Raw genomic sequence first — 21665 nt, 5'->3', positions numbered from 1 at the left:
GTCGGCGCGGCGGCTCGGGAGGCGGGTAAGGGGACTGATGCGTCGTGGTCACCGACCGATCATCGCAAGAACGACAGGGGCCCTCTGTTCACCGCGCCCGAATTGACGCTAGCGTGGAGCCACCTTTGTACACGCGGGAGCTCGGAGCACCGGGCTGAGAGGGCGCTGACCTCCGTCCCAGCGATGTTTCACGTGGAACGTCATGTCAAGCAAGTGACGTTCCCCACGAAACGTCGGCGGACGGAAACCGCTGCGTCGACCGCCGAACCTGTTACCGGGTAATGCCGGCGTAGGGAGTAGGTCTCATGACCATCAAGGACGCGCGCACGCCTGCCTCCGATCAGCTCGACGCGGAGGCCGGGAAGTCCATCGGCTGGCACAAGGCGTACATCGAGGGCTCGCGCCCCGATCTGCGGGTGCCGGTCCGCCAGGTGCACCTCACCAACGGGCAGTCGGTCACGCTGTACGACACGTCCGGCCCGTACACCGATCCGCTCACCGATACGGACGTCCGCCGGGGCCTCGTGCCGCTGCGGGAGAACTGGATCATCGCCCGCGGGGACACAGAGGAGTACGCGGGTCGTCCCGTGCGCCCCGAGGACGACGGGATCAAGCACACCTCACCCCGGGGCGGCCTCCGCAACCTCGACGCGGTCTTCCCGGGGCGGTCCCGCCAGCCGCGCCGCAGCCGTGACGGCCAGGCGGTCACCCAGCTCGCGTACGCCCGCCGCGGCGAGATCACCCCCGAGATGGAGTACGTGGCCATCCGGGAGAACGTCGAGCCCGAGGTCGTCCGCGAGGAGATCGCGGCGGGACGCGCGGTCCTGCCGGCGAACGTGAACCACCCGGAGATCGAGCCGATGATCATCGGCAAGCGGTTCCTGGTGAAGGTCAACGCCAACATCGGCAACTCCGCCGTGACCTCCTCCATCGAGGAGGAGGTCGAGAAGATGACCTGGGCGACCCGTTGGGGCGCCGACACGGTCATGGACCTGTCCACCGGCCGCAACATCCACACCACCCGCGAGTGGGTGCTGCGCAACTCCCCCGTCCCCATCGGCACGGTGCCGCTGTACCAGGCGCTGGAGAAGGTCGACGGCCGCGCCGAGGAGCTGACCTGGGAGATCTACAAGGACACGGTCATCGAGCAGGCCGAGCAGGGCGTGGACTACATGACGGTCCACGCGGGCGTGCGCCTGCCGTACGTACCGCTGACCGCGAACCGCAAGACGGGCATCGTCTCGCGCGGCGGTTCGATCATGGCGGCGTGGTGCCTGGCGCACCACAAGGAGTCGTTCCTGTACGAGAACTTCGAGGAACTGTGCGAGATCCTCGCCGCCTACGACGTCACGTACTCGCTCGGCGACGGTCTCCGGCCCGGCTCGATCGCGGACGCCAACGACGAGGCGCAGTTCGCGGAGTTGCGCACGCTCGGGGAACTCAACCGGATCGCGAAGCGTTTCAACGTACAGACCATGATCGAGGGCCCGGGGCACGTCCCGATGCACAAGATCAAGGAGAACATCGACCTTCAGCAGGAGATCTGCGATGAAGCCCCGTTCTATACGCTCGGCCCGCTGACCACCGACGTCGCACCGGCCTACGACCACATCACCTCCGGCATCGGTGCCGCGATGATCGCCTGGTGGGGCACCGCGATGCTCTGCTACGTCACGCCCAAGGAGCACCTGGGCCTGCCCAACCGGGACGACGTCAAGACGGGGGTCATCACCTACAAGATCGCCGCCCACGCGGCCGACCTCGCCAAGGGGCACCCGGGCGCCCAGGAGTGGGACGACGCCCTCTCCGACGCCCGCTTCGAGTTCCGCTGGGAGGACCAGTTCAACCTGGCCCTCGACCCCGACACGGCCCGGGAGTTCCACGACGAGACCCTCCCGGCCGAGCCGGCCAAGACGGCTCACTTCTGCTCCATGTGCGGGCCGAAGTTCTGCTCGATGAAGATCTCCCAGGACATCCGCCGCCGTCACGGCGACAGTCAGGCGGAGATCGAGGAGGGCATGGCCCAGAAGGCGAAGGAGTTCGCGGCGAGCGGCAATCGCGTGTACCTGCCTCTGGCGGACTGACCTGGGAAGATACGGCTGGCCGATGCCTACCGGGGCGTCGGCCGGCCGTTGCGCCTGTGATCAAGGTCGCTGAGCGTTGTGCAGACGTTCCACTTGCCGACTGATCAGCTCGGTGGGGAAAGACAGGCGCGCGCCTACGCTGCGCTCGGAGAACGCGGCGATGGTGTTCCCTGTGCGGACCACGATGAACTGCTCGTTGCGGGCCTCGGGCTGTTCCGGCCCCACGGGGATGGTCTCCCAGAAGGCCACCGCCTCTTCGCCGACCTGCGGCGGTGTCTCCGGGGTCACCTTCACCTTGAACGGTCCGACGTAGCCCTCGCCCTCGTAGGACCGGCAGGCGGCGAGGGCCTTCTTGAGTTCCGCGAAGCGCTGTTCGGCCTCGTCCTCCTCATAGGAGGCGAGCGTGGAGCTGCCGCCCATGATGTTCTTCTTCCAATTGAAGATCTGGAAGACGTGAGCCGATGACCTCTTGCCATTGCGGATGTCGATGAGTGGCTGGCAGGCGGGTACGGATACAGGCGGGAAGGATCGTCCGCTTCCTTGTGGCTGAGGTTCCTGCACCTCGATGGGCTCGTGGGCTTGCGGGACTTCTCCGTCCTTGAAGGCGAGGTCCTTGAGTTGCGCCATCGTCAGGGGCGCCACCGCGGTTTTGTCCGAAGCCGTGGCGGACGAGGCTTCCGCAACGCTCTTAGGCTCCTGTGCCGTGCCACACCCTGACGCGAGGAAGATTCCTATGGCAGTTGCTGCGGCTCTTGTCATCAGCCGTGTTGTGCGCGCTTGCATGAGTCCCCCCGGGCAGGTGTGGATGAGAAGCCGAGGCTAGTGATCTAGGCAGTAGGTGACCAGGGAGTATCCGATTACGCATCGAGAAGCGAGATCCGATGTCGGCCACATGTGGGCTGATCCTGCCGTCGATGAAGATCTCCCAGGACATCCGCCGCCGTCACGGCGACAGTCAGGAGGAGATCGAGGAGGGCCCCTGCGGTGGGGAAGAGATGAGGGGAGGGCGGAGTCCTGATCGTTCTGAAGGCGACGACCGAGCCGCAGTCACTGGTGTGGGACGGCGATGATCTGGTCGATGCGGTGGGTGGCCGGCGGTGGGGCCCGGACGGCGTGGAGCGGCGTACCTCCGTCGACCGTGGGTCCTCCTTCGACCGGAGCGTCGTCTCCCCGTCCGGCAGCTACTCCGTCGTCCATGCCGAGCGCGGTACCGAGGCACTGCTGCTCGAGGGTGATCGGGTCGTCCGTGAGCTGAACCGCAGTGACTACCAAGCCGATGCCTTCGACTATCCGGTGGCGCTCGGGGTGTTGCCGGACGGCCGCGAGGTTCTGGTCCACTGCCCGGAGGAGTACAACGTCCTCGAGATCGAGGACGCGGAGTCGGGAGAGCGGCTCACCGGTGGTGAACGTCGTCCGAAGGACGTCTTCCACTCGCGGCTCGCCGTGAGCCCGGGCGGCACGCACCTGCTGTCGGCCGGCTGGCTGTGGCATCCGTACGGGATCGTCGAAGTCTTCGACTTGGTCGGCTCGTTGGCGGACCCCGCTGTGCTCGACGGCCCTGGCGTGCTGCCATCGGACCCCGGCGTCGCGGCGGAGGTCGTCTCGGCCTGCTGGCTCGACGGTGACCGCCTGGCCGTGGCGACCGGGGGTGAGTTCCGCGACGAGGAGGAGACGCCTGCCCTGGGCCCAGGCCAGTTGGGGGTGTGGTCGCTCTCGGCAGGGCGGTGGATCCACCGCAACAGGGCCGATCTCCCCCTCGGCACTCTGATCGCGCGGGGCGACACGGTCGTATCGCTGCACGGCAGTCCGCGGCTGATCGACGTCAGGACGGGCGCCGTGGCGGCGGAATGGCCCACCGTGGAGGTGTCCCTGAGAGAGGGCAGCTACGGGGTCACTCACGTTCCGACGCCTGTCGCCGCCCTGCACCCGGACGGCACCCGCCTGGCGGTGGCCCAACCGGAGAGCATCGCGATCATCGCTCTTCCGGAACGGGCGGAGTGGCAACTGCCCAGTCGGGACTGAAGACGCGCTCGATGACGACTTCCCAAGGCGTCTGCCGCCACGGCGACCGTCAGACGGAGAGCCAAGGAGCGCACGGCTCAGAAGGTCTGCGGCGGCGGAGCGGCTCGCGGCCGGGTCTTCGGCTTGCGCTCCCCGGGGTGGGGGCGCAAGCCGAGGGGCGGTGCCGGGTGTCACTCCGGCTGGTGTTCCGGCCCCCCGAAGTCCGGGCTGGTGTAGTCCGGGCTGGTGAAGCTCGGGCGGGCACCGGAGGCCCCGTCGTCCGGACTGCTGAAGCCCGGGCGGTCGTAGCCGAGGCTGGGCATCCGGCTGGTCGGTGCGGGCGGTGCCGTGTGGTGCAGTGCGGCGGCGGTGCCGGGATCGGCCAGGGCCTCCCTGAGGAAGGGGAGGAGGCCGCGTTCCAGCAGCGCCTCGCGCCAGGCGTCCCTGGCCCGGGCCACCTCCTCGCTCAGTTCGCCGTACCCCGCGTCCGGTGAGGGCCGGTTGCGCAGTGCGGTGATCAGCAGACCGACGGCGGCGACGAGGATCGCGGCCGCGGTCAGTGCGCCGAACACCCATCCGATGGTGATCATGGCGTGGGCGAACGCCGGCGGGGGGCTGAGCATCTGGAGTATGTAACCCACGAGCAGGAAGATCGCCGCGGCGGTTCCGGCGAGGACGGGCGTCAGGACGGCGGCGACGGCGACGGCGCCCGCACCGGCGGTCTCGGCGACCTCTCCCATGGTGGTGGCGAGCCCCATCGCACCCGTGCCCGAGTCGGCGGGACCGGGTTCGTGCGCGGACGACAGGGTGGACGGCGTCGCGGGACGGCGCTGTTCCTCGCGGACCTTCACGTAGTGCTGGTACTCGGTCGCCGCGGCCGCCGTGATGAGCGCGGTCGCGTTGAGCGCCATGGTGCGCAGCTGTTCGGGATTCAGCCGCTGTCCGACCGCGGCCAGTTCGGGACGGTGTGGTGCGGAGCGCAGCGCCTCATCGAGGATCCGCTCGTAGTCCTGGCGGTCCTCGCTGTGCAGGTGCTGCGGAACGCTGTTCATGTGCATCCCCCGATGCTCCGTAGGGCTTGGGGCTCGCATGCCAACGAGCCGTCGGGCAGAAACGGAGGGGAGCCTGCTACGGATAAGCAGATGGTAGAGCGGTCACGGCGCAGGGTGACAGGGGGTTTCCAGAAATTGGCCTCTGGCCTGCGCGGCAGACGGTCGGTCCGTCCTGGGGGAAGGTCTGCCCGGTGAAGGTTCAGATATCCAGGGGCAGTTGCTGGACCAGCAGTTTTCCGGCCATGGTCACTCCGCCGTCCATCGCGATGGCCAGTCCGTCGGCGTAGACGTGCGGTCCCTCGACGACCGGACCGGATTCCTCCTTGTCGTCCTCGGAGCCCACTTCGCCGAGCAGATAGGGGATCGGGCTGTGGCCGTGGACGATGCGGTTGCCGCCGTACGTGTCGAGCAGGGAGCGCACGTGGTCGGCGCCGCCCTCGTCGCGGAAGGAGAAGCGCTTGGTGAACTTGCGGAACAGGTCCCACACCTCGTCCGCGTCATTGCGCGTGAGGGTCTCGCGGACGGTGTCGTTGACCGCCTCGATCGAGTCGCCGTAGTCGAGATAGGCGGTGGTGTCGGAGTGCACGAGCAGATGGCCGTCGACCTCCTCGACGGCGTCGAGGCGGGCCATCCACTGCAGGTGGTGGTCCTGGAGGCGGTCCATGTCGGTCTTCTGCCCGCCGTTGAGCAGCCAGGCCGCCTGGAAGGTGGCGGTGCCGGCGCCGGAGTTGACGGGGGTGTCGCCGAACCGCTTGGCGCCGATGAGCAGCAGCTCGTGGTTGCCCATGAGGGCCTTGCAGTAGCCGCCCGCCGCCGCGGCCTCCGCGGACAGCCGCATCACGAGGTCGATGACGCCGATGCCGTCGGGGCCGCGGTCGGTGAAGTCGCCGAGGAACCACAGCCGGGCGGTGCCCGCGCACCAGTTGCCCGCGGCGTCGACCAGGCCCTTCTCGTGGAGTGCGGCCATCAGTTCGTCGAGGTAGCCGTGGACGTCGCCGACGACGAACAGCGGACCGGGACCGTCCGCCGCCTGCTCGGCGGGGTCGGCGGCCGCCTGGAGCCCGTCGCCTGGGTCGATGACGGGCAGGTCCTGCTCGGTGGGGGTGTACCCCTCGGGGTAGGCCTCCTCGTGGGCCGGGACGACGTCCCCGGGGTGCGCGCTGTGGCCGTACGGACCGGTCTCGTTGACGTACGCGGGCACCCGGAAGTCGCGCAGCACCGCCGTGCGCTCCACCTCGGGTCCCTGACCGGCCCCCTGAGTCATCAGACCCCTCCACCATCGCGCCGCATCTGCACCGCTTCGGACTGCCTGGTCGCAGCGGCCCCGCGGTGTCGTGGGCCCATCATAGGAATGCGGATCGCGCCGTGTGATGACCCAGGGGTGGTGAATCGGAGCAAGACTCCTGTTCACCGCGGCATTCGCCCCGTTTGGGCAGGGCTTCGACCCCTGCCTGACGCTCCGCTTCGGCAGGAGCCCGGCGAAGAGGGTCACCGACGCGGGAGGCGGCAGATCGCCCCGCTGGTTTGACGGCGGGCGCGACGCCGCCGGTCCCCACCTCCGTGAGTCGCACCGCCGTGCACCCCCCCGCACCGCCACGCCCGTCCGGGCCGACCGGAGCCGCCGGTTCGCCGTGACCCGAGCCCGAGCCTCCCGGCTCCCTACTCCTCCTCGGGCGACCGCGGCGGGCTGACCGTCGTGCGCGGGGCCCGCCGCTGGGAGGAGGTGCGCACGATCAGTTCGGTCGGTATCACCTGCTCGACCGGCTGGTCCGATTCGACCCCTTCGATGGCGTCGATGAGGAGCTGGATCACGGCTGTGCCGATGCGGCGCGGCTTGAGGGAGAGCGTGGTGACGGGCGGTTCGGTGCTGGCGTACACGGTGGACTCGCTGCAGCAGACGATCAGCAGGTCGTCCGGGACGCGCAGCCCGTAGCGGCGGGCGGCGGCCAGCAGGTCCGTGCCGTTCGGGTCGAACAGGCCGTAGACGGCGTCGGGCCGGTCCGGGCGGGCGAGCAGCCGGTCGGCGGCGACGGCGCCCGCGCACGGGTCGTGCGCCGGGTAGGCCTCGTAGACCGGGTCCTGTCCCACTCGCTCGCACCAGCGCAGGTACGCGGTGGTCGACAGATGGGTGTACGTGTCCGTCGTCGTCCCGGTCAGCAGGCCGATGCGGCGGGCGCCGGCGTCGGCCAGGTGGTCGAGGATGCCGAGGACGGCGGCCTCGTGGTCGTTGTCGACCCAGGCGGTGACCGGGAGCGCGCCGGCCGGGCGGCCGTCGGAGACGACCGGCAGTCCCTGCCGGACCAGTTCGCTGACGACCGGGTCCTGGTCGGACGGGTCGATGACCACCGTGCCGTCCAGGGCGACGTTCGACCACACGTCGTGGCGGGAGGTCGCCGGCAGGATGACGAGGGCGTAACCGCGGGCGAGCGCGGCCGAGGTGGCGGCCCGCGCCATCTCGGCGAAGTAGGCGAACTCGGTGAAGGTGAAAGGTTCATCCCCGTACGTCGTCACGGTCAGGCCGATGAGTCCCGACTTGCCGGTACGGAGGGTTCTGGCCGCGGCCGAGGGCCGGTAGCCCAGTCGGTCGGCGACCTCCCTGACATGGCGGCGGGTGGCGTCCGGGAGCCTGCCCTTGCCGTTCAGGGCGTCGGAGACGGTCGTGATGGAGACTCCGGCGGCGGCGGCCACGTCTCTGATGCCCGCCCGGCCCGGCCGACTGCCTCGACGTGAGGTTTCCGCGCGGCTCACCTGGTGCTTCCCTGCTGCTGTCATGGCGAGCCGATAGTAGGGCTCATGCGGTGGGGTAGGGCGGACGCATATGCACGCGTTGACAGGCACGTTTCTGCAAGGTCATATACTGCCAACTACCTTTGAAACAAAGCCAGTTAAACGATCCAATGGCACTACGTAACTCGTCGGCACGCATGGGCCTGCCAAGTCCCCGATGTTTCGAAGAGGTCTCAACTCACCTTCACGGGTGACGCGCGCTACGGCGCGAGCCACCGGCGCATAGATATATGTGACCGCGCCCCTTGATTCGTCTGCCTTCGTACGGTGATGCCCCTGATGCCCGTGGGGCGGATGAGGTTGGCTCTCACCTGTACGCAGCGGCGCCCAATCCTCATAAGGTGAGCAGTATTGGAAGCCGGCTGCCCGAGTCGGCCGCCATGTCCGGTGGTCATGTGTCGGTGGTCCAGAGGAGGACTGCGGTGAGCGAGACGAGCCCCAAGCTGCGCGCCGAGCTGGAGGGTATTCCCACGTACAAGCCGGGCAAGCCCGCCGCCGCCGGCGGTCCGGTGGCCTACAAGCTGTCCTCCAACGAGAACCCGTATCCGCCGCTGCCGGGTGTGCTGGAGACGGTGACGGCCGCGGTCTCCTCCTTCAACCGGTACCCGGACATGGCCTGCACGGGACTGATGGAGGAGCTGTCCGAGCGCTTCGGCGTCCCGCTCTCCCACCTGGCGACCGGCACGGGCTCGGTCGGCGTCGCCCAGCAGCTGATCCAGGCGACCTCGGGGCCGGGCGACGAGGTGATCTACGCGTGGCGGTCCTTCGAGGCGTACCCGATCATCACGCAGATCAGCGGTGCCACCTCGGTACGGGTGCCGCTGACGCCGGGCGATGTGCACGACCTGGACGCGATGGCCGACGCGATCACCGACCGGACCCGGCTGATCTTCGTCTGCAACCCCAACAACCCGACGGGCACGGTCGTCAGGCGGGCCGAGCTGGAACGATTCCTCGACCGGGTGCCGAGTGACGTGCTGGTGGTGCTGGACGAGGCCTACCGCGAGTTCATCCGCGACCCGCAGGTGCCGGACGGTGTGGAGCTGTACCGCACGCGGCCGAACGTCTGTGTGCTGCGGACCTTCTCCAAGGCGTACGGCCTCGCGGGGCTCAGGGTCGGCTTCGCGATCGCCCACGAGCCGGTGGCCGCGGCCCTGCGCAAGACGGCGGTGCCCTTCGGGGTGAGCCAGCTCGCACAGGAGGCGGCGATCGCCTCGCTGCGGGCGGAGGACGAACTCCTGGGCCGGGTCGGCTCGCTGGTCTGCGAGCGCAACCGGGTGGTGGAGGGGCTGCGCGCCCAGGGCTGGACCGTGCCCGAGACCCAGGCCAACTTCGTCTGGCTGCGGCTGGGGGAGCGCACGGTCGACTTCGCGGCCGCGTGCGAGCAGCACGGTGTGGTCGTACGGCCCTTCGCGGGCGAGGGTGTACGCGTGACGGTCGGCGAGGCCGAGGCGAACGACATCTTCCTGAAGGTGGCGGAGGGCTTCCGCAAGGAGCTCTAGCTCACACCGGCCTGGCGTCCGCGCAGGTCAGAGAAGTGCCACAGGGGGTCCCCAGAGCTGACCGGGGACCCCCCTTCGTTTATCGAAAGCAGGTACGGCATACTAGCTTGTGAATGTGAACGCTTTCACAAGCGAACGCTTCGCACGCATTTGTTCCACAAGCCTGTGAGGTAAGGAGCGGCGACGTGGACCTGGCTCTGGCGCCGGAGACCCTGGCGCGCTGGCAGTTCGGCATCACCACCGTCTACCACTTCCTGTTCGTGCCCCTGACGATCTCCCTGGCCGCCCTCACGGCGGGCCTCCAGACCGCCTGGGTGCGGACGGAGAACGAGAAGTACCTCAGGGCCACCAAGTTCTGGGGCAAGCTCTTCCTGATCAACATCGCGATGGGCGTGGTCACCGGCATCGTGCAGGAGTTCCAGTTCGGCATGAACTGGTCCGACTACTCGCGCTTCGTCGGTGATGTCTTCGGTGCCCCGCTGGCCTTCGAGGCCCTGATCGCCTTCTTCTTCGAGTCGACCTTCATCGGCCTGTGGATCTTCGGCTGGGACAAGCTGCCCAAGAAGATCCACCTGGCCTGCATCTGGATGGTCTCGATCGGCACGATCCTGTCGGCGTACTTCATCCTCGCGGCCAACTCGTGGATGCAGCACCCGGTCGGCTACCGGATCAACAAGGAGAAGGGCCGCGCCGAACTCACCGACTTCTGGGCGGTGCTGACCCAGAACACCACGCTCGCCCAGGTCTTCCACACCCTGTCGGCCACCTTCCTGACCGGCGGTGCCTTCATGGTCGGCATCGCGGCCTTCCACCTGTTCCGCAAGAAGCACATCCCCGTCATGAAGACGTCGCTGCGCCTCGGTCTGGTGACCGTGGTCGTCGCCGGCATGCTCACCGCGATCAGCGGCGACACGCTCGGCAAGGTCATGTTCAAGCAGCAACCGATGAAGATGGCGGCCGCCGAGGCCCTGTGGGACGGCCAGGAATCGGCCCCCTTCTCGATCTTCGCCTACGGCGACGTGGAGAAGGGCCACAACAGCGTGGCCATCGAGATCCCGGGCCTGCTGTCCTTCCTCGCCAACGACGACTTCACCTCGTACATCCCCGGCATCAACGACGTCAACAAGGCCGAGCAGCAGAAGTACGGGCCGGGGGACTACCGGCCCAACATCCCCGTCACCTTCTGGGCGTTCCGCTGGATGATCGGCTTCGGCATGGCGTCCTTCGCCATCGGCCTGGCCGGACTCTGGCTGACCCGCAAGAAGTTCATGCTCCCGCAGCACCTGAGGGTCGGCGAGGACGAGGTACCGCACCTGGTCCTGTTCAAGAACAAGGCCCTCAGCCCCAAGCTCGGCAGGCTGTACTGGCTCGTGGCGATCTGGACCCTGGGCTTCCCTCTGATCGCCAACTCCTGGGGCTGGATCTTCACCGAGATGGGCCGCCAGCCGTGGGTCGTCTACGGCGTCCTGCAGACCCGGCACGCGGTCTCCCCCGGCGTCTCCCAGGCCGAGGTCCTCATCTCGATGCTCGTCTTCACGGCCCTGTACGCCATCCTCGCCGTCGTCGAGGTCAAGCTGCTCGTGAAGTACGTCAAGGCCGGCCCGCCCGAGCTCACCGAGGCCGACCTCAACCCGCCCACGAAGATCGGCGGCGACACCCGTGACGCCGACAAGCCGATGGCCTTCTCGTACTAGGCCGAGGGAGATCGAGTCATGGAACTTCACGACGTCTGGTTCGTGCTCATCGCCGTCCTGTGGACCGGCTACTTCTTCCTGGAGGGCTTCGACTTCGGAGTCGGTGTCCTCACCAAGCTGCTCGCCCGCGACCGGACCGAGAAGCGCGTCCTGATCAACACCATCGGCCCGGTCTGGGACGGCAACGAGGTGTGGCTGCTGACGGCGGGCGGCGCGACCTTCGCCGCCTTCCCCGACTGGTACGCCACGCTCTTCTCCGGCTTCTACCTGCCGCTGCTGGTCATCCTGGTCTGCCTGATCGTCCGGGGTGTCGCCTTCGAGTACCGGGCCAAGAGGCCCGAGGAGAACTGGCAGCGCAACTGGGAGACCGCGATCTTCTGGACCTCGCTCATCCCCGCGTTCCTGTGGGGCGTGGCCTTCGGCAACATCGTGCACGGGGTGAAGATCGACCGGAACTTCGAGTACGTCGGCTCCCTCTGGGACCTGCTCAACCCGTACGCCCTGCTCGGCGGTCTGGTGACGCTGACCCTGTTCACCTTCCACGGCACCGTGTTCACGGCACTGAAGACGGTCGGCGAGATCCGGGAGCGGGCACGGAGGCTGGCGACTCGGGTCGGTGTCACCGCGGCCGCGCTGGCAGCGATCTTCCTGCTGTGGACGCAGGTCGACAGCGGTGACGGCAAGAGCCTCGTCGCGCTCGTGGTGGCCGTGGCCGCGCTGGTCGCCGCCCTGGTGGCCAACCAGGCGGGCCGTGAGGGATGGTCGTTCGCGCTGTCGGGTGTCACCATCGTGGCCGCCGTGGCCATGCTCTTCCTGACGCTCTTCCCGAACGTCATGCCGTCCTCGCTCGACGCGGACTGGAGCCTGACAGTCACCAACGCCTCGTCGAGCCCGTACACCCTGAAGATCATGACCTGGTGCGCGGGGATCGCCACGCCGGTCGTCCTGCTCTACCAGGGCTGGACCTACTGGGTGTTCCGCAAGCGGATCGGCACCCAGCACATCGCCGAAGCCGCGCACTGAGCCCGATGGGGCATGTTTCACGTGAAACGTGCCCCTTGAGAAGAGGGTGTGTTTCACGTGAAACCGATCGACCCGCGTCTGCTCCGCTACGCCCGGGCCACCCGCCTCTTCCTGGTGGCCGTGGTCGGCCTGGGCGTTCTCGGCGCCCTGCTGGTCATCGCCCAGGCGATGCTCATCGCCGAGATCGTGGTCGGCGCGTTCCAGCACGGTCTGGCGGTCGCTGAACTCCGCACTCCCCTGCTGCTGTTGGCGGCCGTCGCCGCCGGCCGGGGGCTCGTCTCGTGGCTCACCGAGCTGGCCGCGCACCGGGCGAGCGCAGCGGTGAAGTCGGAGCTGCGAGGACGCCTGCTGGAGCGGGCCACCGCGCTGGGCCCGGGGTGGCTGAGCGGACAGCGGACGGGTTCCCTGGTCGCCCTGGCCACCAGGGGTGTCGACGCCCTCGACGACTACTTCTCGCGCTATCTCCCGCAGTTGGGCCTTGCGGTGGTCGTACCGGTGGCGGTGCTGGCACGGATCGTGACCGAGGACTGGGTCTCGGCGGCCATCATCGTCGGCACCCTGCCCCTCATCCCGGTCTTCATGGTGCTGATCGGCTGGGCCACGCAATCCAGGATGGACCGTCAGTGGCGGCTGCTGTCCCGCTTGTCGGGGCACTTCCTGGACGTCGTCGCGGGGCTGCCGACCCTGAAGGTGTTCGGCCGGGCCAAGGCGCAGGCCGAGTCGATCCGGCGCATCACCGGCGAGTACCGGCAGGCGACCATGCGGACCCTGCGGATCGCCTTCATCTCCTCCTTCGCGCTCGAACTGCTGTCGACGCTCTCGGTGGCGCTGGTCGCCGTGACGATCGGGATGCGTCTCGTGCACGGTGAGATGCACCTGTACGACGGCCTGGTCATCCTCATCCTGGCCCCGGAGGCGTATCTGCCCCTGCGGCAGGTGGGCGCGCAGTATCACGCGGCAGCGGAGGGGCTGGCGGCCGCCGAGGAGATCTTCTCGGTGCTGGAGACACCGGTGCCGGCATCGGGCACGGTCGCTGTGCCCGCCGGTGCGCTGGCCTTCGAGCGGGTCACGGTCAGGTACCCCGGCCGCTCCGGGGACGCCGTCACGGACGTGTCCTTCGAGGTCGCCCCGGGCGAGACGGTCGCGCTGGTCGGGCCCAGCGGGGCGGGCAAGTCGACGTTGCTGAACGTCCTGCTGGGCTTTGTGCGGCCGGCCGAGGGCCGGGTGCGGATCGGAGGAGCCGATCTTGCCGAGGCCGACCTGGAGGAGTGGCGGTCGCGCGTCGCGTGGGTGCCGCAGCGGCCGCACCTGTTCGCGGGGACGATCACCGAGAACGTCCGGCTGGCACGGCCCGACGCCGACGAGGCCGCGGTGCGGCGGGCGTTGGGGGACGCGGGGGCACTGGGGTTCGTCGACGCGCTCCCGCTGGGTGCCGACACCGTGCTCGGCGAGGAGGGGTCCGGACTGTCCGCCGGGCAGCGGCAACGGCTCGCGCTGGCCCGGGCGTTCCTCGCGGACCGGCCGGTCCTGCTCCTGGACGAGCCGACGGCGGCGCTCGACGGGGCGACCGAGGCGGAGGTCGTGGCGGCCGTACGGCGGCTGGCGGCCGGGCGCACGGTGCTGCTGGTGGTGCACCGGCCGGCGCTGCTCGGAGTGGCGGACCGGGTGGTGCGGCTCAAGGAGCCCGCGGCGCCGGCGCCTGTGGACGCCACCGCCAGGACGTCCACGGCCCGCGTGGTGGAGGACGGCGACCCCGTTCCGGGCGACCGCGTTCAGGCCGAGCCCGGAACGATCGAGCGGGCAGCAGAGGCACGCGGTGTTCTCGCCCGCGTCCGTGCCATGTCGGGCCCCCGGCGGGGCCGGCTCGGGCTCGCGCTGCTGCTCGGCAGCCTCGCCCTCGGCAGCGCCGTGGGACTGATGGCCACCTCCGGGTGGCTCATCTCGCGGGCCTCACAGCAGCCGCCCGTGCTGTACCTGATGGTGGCCGTGACGGCGACCCGGGCCTTCGGGATCGGGCGGGCCGTGTTCCGGTACGCGGAGCGGCTGGTGTCGCACGACGCCGTTCTGCGCATGCTCGCCGACACCCGGGTCGCCGTGTACCGGCGCCTGGAGCGGCTGGCGCCCGCCGGTCTGCGCACGGCCCGCCGGGGTGATCTGCTCTCGCGGCTCGTCTCCGACGTGGACGCCCTCCAGGACTACTGGCTGCGCTGGCTGCTGCCCGCCGTTGCCGCCGTCGTGGTGTCGGCGGCCTCCGTGGGCTTCACGGCCTGGCTGCTGCCGGAAGCGGGTGCCGCGCTGGCCCTGGGCCTGCTGGCCGCCGGCGTCGGGGTCCCGCTCGTCACGGGAGCCGTGGCCCGCCGCGCCGAACGCAGACTCGCCCCCGCCCGCGGGGAACTGTCGACCAGGGTGACCGACCTCCTCACCGGGACCGCCGAGTTGACCGTCGCCGGTGCCCTGCCCGCCCGTACAGCCGAGGCGCGGCAGGCCGACGGCGTCCTCACCCGGATCGCCTCCCGCGCCGCCACCGCCACCGCACTCGGTGACGGCCTCACCGCCCTGATCTGCGGCCTGACCGTCACCGCGACCGCCCTCGTAGGCGCCCAGGCGGTCGCCTCAGGCCGGCTCGGCGGGGTCACCATGGCCGTCGTCGTCCTCACTCCGCTGGCCGCCTTCGAGGCCGTCCTCGGACTGCCGCTCGCCGTGCAGTACCGCCAGCGGGTGCGCAGGAGCGCTGAGCGCGTCCACGAGGTGCTGGACGCGCCCGAGCCGGTCCGGGAGCCGGAGCACGCCCGGCAGGCACCCGCCTCGCCGTTCCCCGTCGTCCTCAGGGGAGTGACCACCCGGCATGCGGGCCAGGACCGGGACGCGCTCGCGGGCCTCGACCTGACCCTCGCGGAGGGCCGGAGGATCGCCGTGGTCGGCGCCTCCGGCTCCGGCAAGACGACCCTCGCGCAGGTGCTGCTGCGCTTCCTGGACGCGGACGCCGGTACCTACACCCTGGGAGGCGTGGACGCCTACGGGCTGCCCAGCGACGACGTACGGCGGCTGGTGGGGCTGTGCGCCCAGGACGCCCACCTCTTCGACAGCTCGGTGCGCGAGAACCTCCTCCTCGCCAGGAAGGACGCGAGCGAGGAGGAACTGCGGGACGCGCTGCGGCGGGCCCGCCTGCTCGACTGGGCGGAGAGTCTGCCCGACGGGCTGGACACCCTGGTCGGCGAGCACGGGGCGTGGCTGTCCGGCGGTCAGCGCCAGCGGCTAGCGCTGGCCCGGGCACTGCTCGCCGACTTCCCCGTCCTCGTGCTGGACGAGCCCGCCGAACATCTCGACCTGCCCACCGCCGACGCGCTCACCGCCGATCTGCTGGCCGCCACCGAGGGCCGTACGACACTCCTCATCACGCACCGCCTGGCGGGATTGGAGTCGGTGGACGAGGTGGTCGTACTCGACGAGGGCCGGATCGTGCAGCGCGGCTCCTACCGGGAGCTGGCGGGTGCCGAGGGACCGCTGCGGGGGATGGCCGAGCGGGAGGCGGAGTCGGAGCTCCTGGTGACCGCCCACTGAGGACGGCCGGCTCCCAACGGGTGCCGCACTGACCCGTGCGCAGCAACCTGTCCCCCAGCCGTACGCCTTGAACAGGACCGCGTCCGGGCGCCCGGGCCGGCCGCGCGGGGCCCCTCGGCCGGCCGCGACTCCTACATACGCTCCAGCATGCGCTCGATCACGACGGCCACCCCGTCCTCGTTGTTGGCGACGGTCCGGCCCGAGGCGGCCGCGATCGCGTCGGGGTGGGCGTTGCCCATCGCGTACGACTGTCCCGCCCAGGTGAGCATCTCGATGTCGTTGGGCATGTCCCCGAAGGCGACGACCTGCTCGTGCGAGATGCCGCGCTCGGCACAGCACAGGGCGAGCGTGCTGGCCTTGGAGACCCCGGGGCCGCTGATCTCCAGCAGGGCGCTGGGACTGGACCGGGTGACGTTGGCACGCTCGCCGATGGCGAGGCGGGAAAGGGTGAGGAAGGCGTCCGGGTCGATCGAGGGGTGGTAGGCGAGGATCTTCAGCATCGGCTCGGCGGCACCGGGACCGTCCTCGGCCAGCAGTTCCTCGGCGGGCGCGAGGTTGTCCGGGATCTCCATGTGCAGCTTGGGATAGTCCGGCTCCTGGTAGAAGCCGTACGTCTGCTCCACCGCGTACACCGTGCCGGGCGCCGCCTCGCGCAGCAGGCGTACGGCGTCCAGCGCGTTCTCCCGGGCCAGCTCGCGCACCTTCACGAACCGGTGGGCGCCGGGGCCGCCGTGCAGGTCGACCACCGCGGCGCCGTTGCCGCAGATGGCGAGGCCGTGGCCGTGGACGTGGTCGCTGACGACATCCATCCAGCGGGCGGGGCGGCCGGTGACGAAGAAGACCTCGATGCCGGCCTCCTCGGCGGCGGCGAGGGCCGCGACCGTGCGGGGGGACACCGACTTGTCGTCGCGCAGCAGAGTGCCGTCGAGATCGGTGGCGATCAGGCGCGGCGGTATGTCGGCGGCCGGGGTCTCGGGCTGTCGAGTCGCTGAGGTCACCCGCTCATTCTCCCGCATATGCGTGCACGACCGTGCGGGTGCCCGCACAGGTGAGACATAGATGACGCGGGGCGTACCTCACATGTCCCGGTGCGGCTGTCTCAGCCCACCTGTGCCGGTGCCTCCATGGCGATCTGCTCGAAGACCTTCTCGTCGGCGGCGAAGACCGAGTCGGGGATCGGCCAGTGGATCACGAGTTCCGTGAAACCGAGCTCCCGGTGGCGGCCCGCGAAGTCGACGAACGCGTCGAGGGAGTCCAGCGGACGGCCACGGTCGGGGGTGAAACCGGTGAGCAGGATCTTGTCCAGGGTCCTCACGTCCCGGCCGAGCGCCGCGCAGGTGTCGGTGAGCCTGTCGATCTGGCCCCTGAGGGCCTGGACGGACTGCTCGGGTGTCCCGTTCTCGTACAGCTTCGGGTCGCCGGTGGTCACCCATGCCTGCCCGTGGCGTGCGGCGAGCTTGAGACCGCGGGGCCCGGTGGCGGCCACGGCGAAGGGCAGCCGGGGCCGCTGGACGCAGCCGGGGAGGTTGCGGGCCTCGTGCGCCGAGTAGAAGTCGCCGTCATAGGACACGGAGTCCTCGCTGAGCAGGCGGTCGAGCAGCGGGACGAACTCCGCGAGCCGGTCGGCGCGTTCGCGCGGGCTCCACGGATCCTGGCCGAGCACGGTGGCGTCGAAGCCGGTGCCGCCCGCGCCGATGCCGAGGGTGACGCGGCCGCCGGAGATGTCGTCGAGGGTGATCAGTTCCTTGGCGAGGGTCACCGGGTGGCGGAAGTTCGGTGAGGTCACCAGGGTGCCCAGGCGCATCCGGTCGGTGACGCCCGCGGCGCCGGTCAGGGTGGGCACGGCACCGAACCAGGGCCCGTCGCGGAAGGTGCGCCAGGACAGGTGGTCGTAGGTGTACCCGGTGTGGAAGCCGAGCTGCTCCGCGCGCTGCCATGCCTCGCGGCCCCCCTCGTTCCAGCGGCGGTACGGGAGGATCACGGTGCTCAGGCGCAGACTCATGTGTCCGAGCGTATGCGCCGAGCCGTGTTTCACGTGAAACAGTGACGCACGGTCACTGGGTGCGGGCGCTGAGCCAAGGGCTGAGGCTCACCGTGATGAACTCCTTGTGCACACGGTCACCCGGCAGCGGCACCATCAGGAAGTGGCTGGGCGGGAAGCGGCGTGCCTTCACCCAGGCGTGGCCGTCGTAGAGGGCGCGGAGGAACGCGGGGACGTCGTCGCGGGCGACGTCGGGGCACTCGACTCCGTCGACGGTGATCAGGGCGTCGTCGTCAGGGAAGAGGCGCACATCCACCTGGGGCCGGCCGCCGAGTTCGACGTACGCCTCGTGGGGCAGGGTGCCGTCCGGGTCGGTGGTGACGCCGACGCCCGCGGCGCTGCGGCGGGAGGTCTGGTCGGCCCCGATGTCGTGGGTCACCTCGAAGGTGAGCCCGTACTCGGCGGCGAGGGAGCGGAGCGCGGTGACGGCTGCCTCAGTGGTGGGGAGGTGGTTCGTGCCGTGATCCATGGCGTCGATCATCTCCCACCTGGTTCAGTGCGGCTGGGGAAATCGCAGATAGCGCGGTGGCACGGCCTGGGTCAGCCACACCCCGTTCGCGCTGATGTGGAAGACGTGGCCGTCGCGGTGCATGGCCTGCGCGTCGACGGAGAGCACGACGGGGCGGCCGCGGCGGGCACCGACCCGGGTCGCGGTCTCGCGGTCGGCCGACAGGTGCACGTCGTGCCGGTTCATGGGCCGCAGTCCCTCGGCGCGGATCGCGTCCAGGCAGCGGCCCACGGTCCCGTGGTAGAGGTACGGCGGCGGGGTCGCCGGTGGCAGGCCCAGGTCGACGTCGATGCTGTGGCCCTGGCTTGCGCGGATGCGGGTGCCCTCGACCGCGAAGCGCTGCTTGTCGTTGGCGGCGACCACGTGGTCCAGCTCGTCGCGGGTGAAACGGAAGCCGTGTGCGGCGGCCGCGGCGATCAGCTCGTCGATCTCGACCCAGCCGGCCTCGTCGAGCGTGAGCCCGATCCGTTCCGGTTGGTGGCGCAGATGCTTCGAGAGGTACTTCGACACCTTCACGGTGCGTCTCTCGTCTCCCTCGCGTGGCTTGTTCTCATTCATCTCGCCAGGGTGCCGGGAGAGACGTGAATCACGCGAATGATTTTGGCGCCGATGTTTGATCCACAACCAACTGTAGTTATCCACAGGCTACTTGGAGTTTCTGTGGACAACTCCCTGTCATGTCAGTCCACTTCGTCAAGATCGATCGGGGGCCGTCCAGTTGACGTGAGCGCATCCAACTTCCGTGCCCGCACCTCCCGTTCGGCCGCCAGCGCAAAGAACTCCGCCACCCGCTCCGCCCCAACCAGCTCCTCCACCGCCCGCATCGTCTCCTCGGGAACGGCCACGGAACGTGACACGGGACGCCCGTCCTGCGACTCTCCCGAACCGAGGTGCTGCCGGAGGTGCTGTACCGCCAACACCCTCATGGCGCGGGCGAGTTCGGCGTCCACGGTCCGTTGTGCGAGGGGTCGCAGCCGTCGTACGAGTGAGGCCGCCTCGGCGGCGTCGGAGTCGCTCGGCCGGTGGGGGCCTTCGAGGTAGCGGGCGAAGACGTGCTCGGTGGTGAACTCCAGGAAACGGGAGGCGATGTGCTCGACCTGACCCCTCAACTCCCGCAGATGGCCCGAGATCGCGGAGAGCGGCACTCCTGCGGCGTGCAACTCGACTGCCACGGCGAGCTCTTGAGGGCTCGGCACGAGGAAGAAGTCCTCGTCACCGGGCACTGGCTCCAGCACGCCGAGCTCCACCGCCTCGGCGACCGCGGCCTCGTCGGGGGTGCCGCCGAAGCGTGCGTCCAGTTCGGCGCGGGAGACCCGGACGGCCTCCTCGTCGGTCCAGGGGCCGTCGACCTCGGCGACCAGGCCGAGGATCCCGCCCAGGCCGCGACCGGAGTCGTAGGCCTCCAGGAGCTCCTTGATGGAGGCCAGGCCGTAGCCGCGGTCGAGGAGGTCGGCGATCTGCCGCAGCCGGGCGAGGTGGGTGTCGGTGTAGAGGTTGGCGCGCCCGCGGCGCTCGGGTCGGGGGAGCAGTCCGCGGTCCTGGTAGGCGCGGATGGTTCGGACGGTCGCGCCGCTGAGGTGGGCGAGGTCCTCGATCCGGTAGGCGGGGGTGTCGCTCACGAGGCCGCCTTCGCCGCCGGGGACCGCTTCAGGTACTCCACCGCGCGGCTCGACGACCCTTCCCGCGACGGGTGGTAGGACCGGCGAAGGTAGCGCGGTACGGCCGCGCCCAGTTCCCGCCAGGCCGGCAGCAGACCCTTTCGTACGGCCTTCTCGTGTTCCTTGAGGGAGTAGCGCAGCCGCCCGGCCGACTGTGGATCGTGACGCATCAGGTAGGCCGTGCCCCATACCCACAGGTACAGCATCACCGGGGCCGTCACCGCCATGCCCGCGACCCGGCGGACGTAGCGGGGTGCCCCGGTGCCGCCGCAGTGCTGGTACATGTCGAAGGCGACGGCGCGGTGTTCGACCTCCTCGGCGCCGTGCCAGCGCAGCAGGTCGAGCATGACCTCGTCGGCGCCGGCCCGGTCGAGGCCGTCGGCGGCCAGGACCCAGTCGCCGAGCACCGCCGTGAACTGCTCGACGGCGGCCACGACCGACAGCCTGAACCGCAGCCACTCCCGCGCGGGGACCGGTGCGTCGAGGGGTGGGCGCTCGCCGAGCAGCCGCTCGAAGAGGAAGTCGACGTGCCGGGTGAAGGCGGCGGTGTCGAGCCGCTGCGCCGCCAAGTGGTCCAGCACGTGCGTGTGCTGGACGCTGTGGGTGGCCTCCTGCCCCATGAACCCCTTGACGTCGGCGCGGAGTCCGGGGTCCGTGACCAGCGGCAGGCCCTCCTTGAAGACCTTCACGAACCAGCGTTCCCCCGCGGGCAGCAGCAGGTGCAGCACGTTGATGACGTGGGTGGCGGTGGGTTCGCCGGGGATCCAGTGCAAGGGGGTGCGGGACCAGTCGAAGGCCACCCGGCGCGGGGCGATCCGGTGGCTCATCGCGGCGGCTCCAGGCGTGCGATCGCCCGCAGTGCCCTCGGCGCCCACCGGGACAGGGCGAGCGCGGCGCGGGCCTCGGGGGTGACCGGTACGACGGCCTGGTTGCGCACGACCGCTCCGAGGACGGCGTCGGCGACCTTCTCGGGTGGGTAGTTGCGCAGCTCGTAGAGGCGGGCCGTGCGTTTCTGGCGGCGTTTCTCCTCGTCCGCGTCGACGCCCGCGAAGCGCGCGGTGGAGGTGATGGAGGTGTTGACGAAGCCGGGGCAGATCGCCGAGACACCGATTCCCCGGCCCGCCAGTTCCGCGCGCAGGCTTTCGCTGAGCATGAGGACGGCGGCCTTGGAGGCGCCGTAGGCGGACAGTGCGCGGGAGGGCTGGTAGGCGGCCGCCGAGGCGGTGTTGACGATGTGGCCGCCCTGTCCGCGCTCGGCCATCTGCCGGCCGAAGAGGCGGCAGCCGTGGATGACGCCCCACAGGTTGACGTCGAGGACCTTCTTCCAGTCCTCGGTGGTGGTGTCGAGGAAGGGGCCGCCGAGGCCGATGCCGGCGTTGTTGACCAGGACGTCGACCACGCCGTACTCGGCGGCGACCTTGGCGGCGAGTTCCTCCATGGCCTGTTCGTCGGAGACGTCGACGGTCTCCGCCCAGGCCTCGGGGGCGCCGAGCAGCCGGGACAGTTCGGCGGTGCGGGCGGCGGACTCGGCGTCCCGGTCGACGGCGACCACGCGCGCGCCGGCCTCGGCGAAGGCGAACGCGGTGGCCCGTCCGATGCCGCTGCCGGCGCCGGTGACGAGGACGAGTTGTCCGCCGAACCGGTCGGCGTGCTTCCCGGTCGCCCGGACGGGGGTCCGGCCGCCTTCGACGGACGTCACGAACTCCGTGATCCACGCGGACACCTGGTCGGGGCGGGAGCGGGGGATCCAGTGC

17 protein-coding genes, 1 pseudogene and 1 riboswitch are annotated in these 21665 nt (G+C 70.1%); of the genes and pseudogenes, 7 read left to right on the top strand and 11 right to left on the bottom strand.

Translation table 11 applies throughout. The annotated features are described in order from the left end of the window. Positions 1-123: 123 nt before the first annotated feature. A riboswitch (TPP riboswitch) is annotated at positions 124-313 on the top strand. Next, the gene (gene thiC, locus AOJ26_RS00985; protein WP_053846216.1) at positions 306-2084 is read left to right on the top strand and encodes a phosphomethylpyrimidine synthase ThiC; all 1779 of its coding nucleotides are present in this window, start codon (positions 306-308) and stop codon (positions 2082-2084) included. Its footprint overlaps the riboswitch before it by 8 nt. Before the next feature lie 60 nt (positions 2085-2144). Here the strand turns inward: thiC and AOJ26_RS41370 are convergent, their stop codons facing one another. Continuing rightward, a complete protein-coding gene (locus AOJ26_RS41370; protein WP_078959686.1) occupies positions 2145-2726 on the bottom strand; it encodes a hypothetical protein in 582 nt (193 codons plus the stop codon). Between the two features lie 251 nt (positions 2727-2977). On the opposite strand from AOJ26_RS41370, the pseudogene AOJ26_RS45135 reads away from it, so the two are divergent. Continuing rightward, positions 2978-3061, top strand: a pseudogene (locus AOJ26_RS45135) (thiamine biosynthesis protein ThiC); the annotation flags it as partial. Between the two features lie 136 nt (positions 3062-3197). After that, positions 3198-4106, top strand: a complete 909-nt coding sequence (locus AOJ26_RS00975) for a hypothetical protein (protein ID WP_234358397.1) — start codon at positions 3198-3200, stop codon at positions 4104-4106. Between the two features lie 170 nt (positions 4107-4276). On the opposite strand, the gene AOJ26_RS00970 is transcribed toward AOJ26_RS00975, so the two are convergent. The 3 genes from AOJ26_RS00970 to AOJ26_RS00960 form a co-directional block, all read right to left on the bottom strand. Then, positions 4277-5143, bottom strand: a complete 867-nt coding sequence (locus AOJ26_RS00970; RefSeq protein ID WP_053846213.1) for a hypothetical protein — start codon at positions 5141-5143, stop codon at positions 4277-4279. 193 nt (positions 5144-5336) lie between these two features. Beyond that, on the bottom strand, positions 5337-6401 hold the full coding sequence (locus tag AOJ26_RS00965; RefSeq protein ID WP_053846212.1) for a metallophosphoesterase: 1065 nt from the start codon (positions 6399-6401) through the stop codon (positions 5337-5339). Between the two features lie 395 nt (positions 6402-6796). Beyond that, positions 6797-7909 (bottom strand): LacI family DNA-binding transcriptional regulator, encoded by a 1113-nt coding sequence (locus AOJ26_RS00960; protein WP_078959685.1) that lies wholly within the window; start codon positions 7907-7909, stop codon positions 6797-6799. A gap of 437 nt (positions 7910-8346) precedes the next feature. On the opposite strand from AOJ26_RS00960, the gene hisC reads away from it, so the two are divergent. From hisC to cydD, 4 genes are all read left to right on the top strand, one after another. Then, on the top strand, positions 8347-9426 hold the full coding sequence (gene hisC / locus AOJ26_RS00955; protein ID WP_053846210.1) for a histidinol-phosphate transaminase: 1080 nt from the start codon (positions 8347-8349) through the stop codon (positions 9424-9426). A 185-nt stretch (positions 9427-9611) separates the two neighbouring features. Next, positions 9612-11120 (top strand): cytochrome ubiquinol oxidase subunit I, encoded by a 1509-nt coding sequence (locus AOJ26_RS00950; RefSeq protein ID WP_053846209.1) that lies wholly within the window; start codon positions 9612-9614, stop codon positions 11118-11120. Positions 11121-11138: 18 nt separating this feature from the next. Beyond that, positions 11139-12143: a cytochrome d ubiquinol oxidase subunit II gene (cydB, locus tag AOJ26_RS00945; protein WP_053846208.1), complete on the top strand. Its 1005-nt coding sequence runs from the start codon at positions 11139-11141 to the stop codon at positions 12141-12143. Positions 12144-12200: 57 nt separating this feature from the next. Next, the gene (gene cydD, locus AOJ26_RS00940; protein WP_053846207.1) at positions 12201-15704 is read left to right on the top strand and encodes a thiol reductant ABC exporter subunit CydD; all 3504 of its coding nucleotides are present in this window, start codon (positions 12201-12203) and stop codon (positions 15702-15704) included. 131 nt (positions 15705-15835) lie between these two features. Here cydD and AOJ26_RS00935 read toward each other — a convergent pair whose 3' ends face one another. The 7 genes from AOJ26_RS00935 to AOJ26_RS00905 form a co-directional block, all read right to left on the bottom strand. Next, entirely contained in the window at positions 15836-16720 is an 885-nt protein-coding gene (locus tag AOJ26_RS00935) for a Cof-type HAD-IIB family hydrolase (protein ID WP_078959684.1), read from the bottom strand. An 83-nt stretch (positions 16721-16803) separates the two neighbouring features. Next, positions 16804-17706: an LLM class flavin-dependent oxidoreductase gene (locus AOJ26_RS00930; RefSeq protein ID WP_053846205.1), complete on the bottom strand. Its 903-nt coding sequence runs from the start codon at positions 17704-17706 to the stop codon at positions 16804-16806. A 52-nt stretch (positions 17707-17758) separates the two neighbouring features. Then, complete coding sequence (locus AOJ26_RS00925) at positions 17759-18214, bottom strand: hypothetical protein (RefSeq protein ID WP_234358396.1); 456 nt, start codon at positions 18212-18214, stop codon at positions 17759-17761. Between the two features lie 24 nt (positions 18215-18238). Then, the gene (locus tag AOJ26_RS00920; RefSeq protein WP_053846203.1) at positions 18239-18811 is read right to left on the bottom strand and encodes an RNA 2'-phosphotransferase; all 573 of its coding nucleotides are present in this window, start codon (positions 18809-18811) and stop codon (positions 18239-18241) included. A gap of 122 nt (positions 18812-18933) precedes the next feature. Beyond that, the gene (locus tag AOJ26_RS00915) at positions 18934-19872 is read right to left on the bottom strand and encodes a MerR family transcriptional regulator (protein ID WP_053846202.1); all 939 of its coding nucleotides are present in this window, start codon (positions 19870-19872) and stop codon (positions 18934-18936) included. After that, positions 19869-20738, bottom strand: coding sequence for a metal-dependent hydrolase (locus AOJ26_RS00910; RefSeq protein WP_053846201.1), 870 nt, complete (start codon positions 20736-20738; stop codon positions 19869-19871). The genes AOJ26_RS00915 and AOJ26_RS00910 overlap by 4 nt, the downstream gene beginning before the upstream one ends. Further along, on the bottom strand, positions 20735-21665 hold a 931-nt coding region (locus AOJ26_RS00905; protein WP_078959683.1), incomplete at its 5' end, for an SDR family oxidoreductase. The genes AOJ26_RS00905 and AOJ26_RS00910, both read right to left, overlap by 4 nt.

The sequence above is a fragment of the Streptomyces sp. NRRL B-24085 genome (assembly GCF_001282115.1).
In the GTDB taxonomy this organism is placed as follows: domain Bacteria; phylum Actinomycetota; class Actinomycetes; order Streptomycetales; family Streptomycetaceae; genus Streptomyces.
This window is presented reverse-complemented; position numbering and strand designations above follow the sequence as displayed.

Coding starts and splice junctions, on each gene's coding strand:
- AOJ26_RS00930 (WP_053846205.1), bottom strand. CDS start 17,706: ATGAGTCTGCGCCTGAGCACCGTGATCCTCCCGTACCGCCGCTGGAAC.
- AOJ26_RS00925 (WP_234358396.1), bottom strand. CDS start 18,214: ATGGATCACGGCACGAACCACCTCCCCACCACTGAGGCAGCCGTCACC.
- AOJ26_RS00920 (WP_053846203.1), bottom strand. CDS start 18,811: ATGAATGAGAACAAGCCACGCGAGGGAGACGAGAGACGCACCGTGAAG.
- AOJ26_RS00965 (WP_053846212.1), bottom strand. CDS start 6,401: ATGACTCAGGGGGCCGGTCAGGGACCCGAGGTGGAGCGCACGGCGGTG.
- thiC (WP_053846216.1), top strand. CDS start 306: ATGACCATCAAGGACGCGCGCACGCCTGCCTCCGATCAGCTCGACGCG.
- AOJ26_RS00910 (WP_053846201.1), bottom strand. CDS start 20,738: ATGAGCCACCGGATCGCCCCGCGCCGGGTGGCCTTCGACTGGTCCCGC.
- AOJ26_RS00970 (WP_053846213.1), bottom strand. CDS start 5,143: ATGCACATGAACAGCGTTCCGCAGCACCTGCACAGCGAGGACCGCCAG.
- AOJ26_RS00960 (WP_078959685.1), bottom strand. CDS start 7,909: ATGACAGCAGCAGGGAAGCACCAGGTGAGCCGCGCGGAAACCTCACGT.
- AOJ26_RS00935 (WP_078959684.1), bottom strand. CDS start 16,720: ATGCGGGAGAATGAGCGGGTGACCTCAGCGACTCGACAGCCCGAGACC.
- cydB (WP_053846208.1), top strand. CDS start 11,139: ATGGAACTTCACGACGTCTGGTTCGTGCTCATCGCCGTCCTGTGGACC.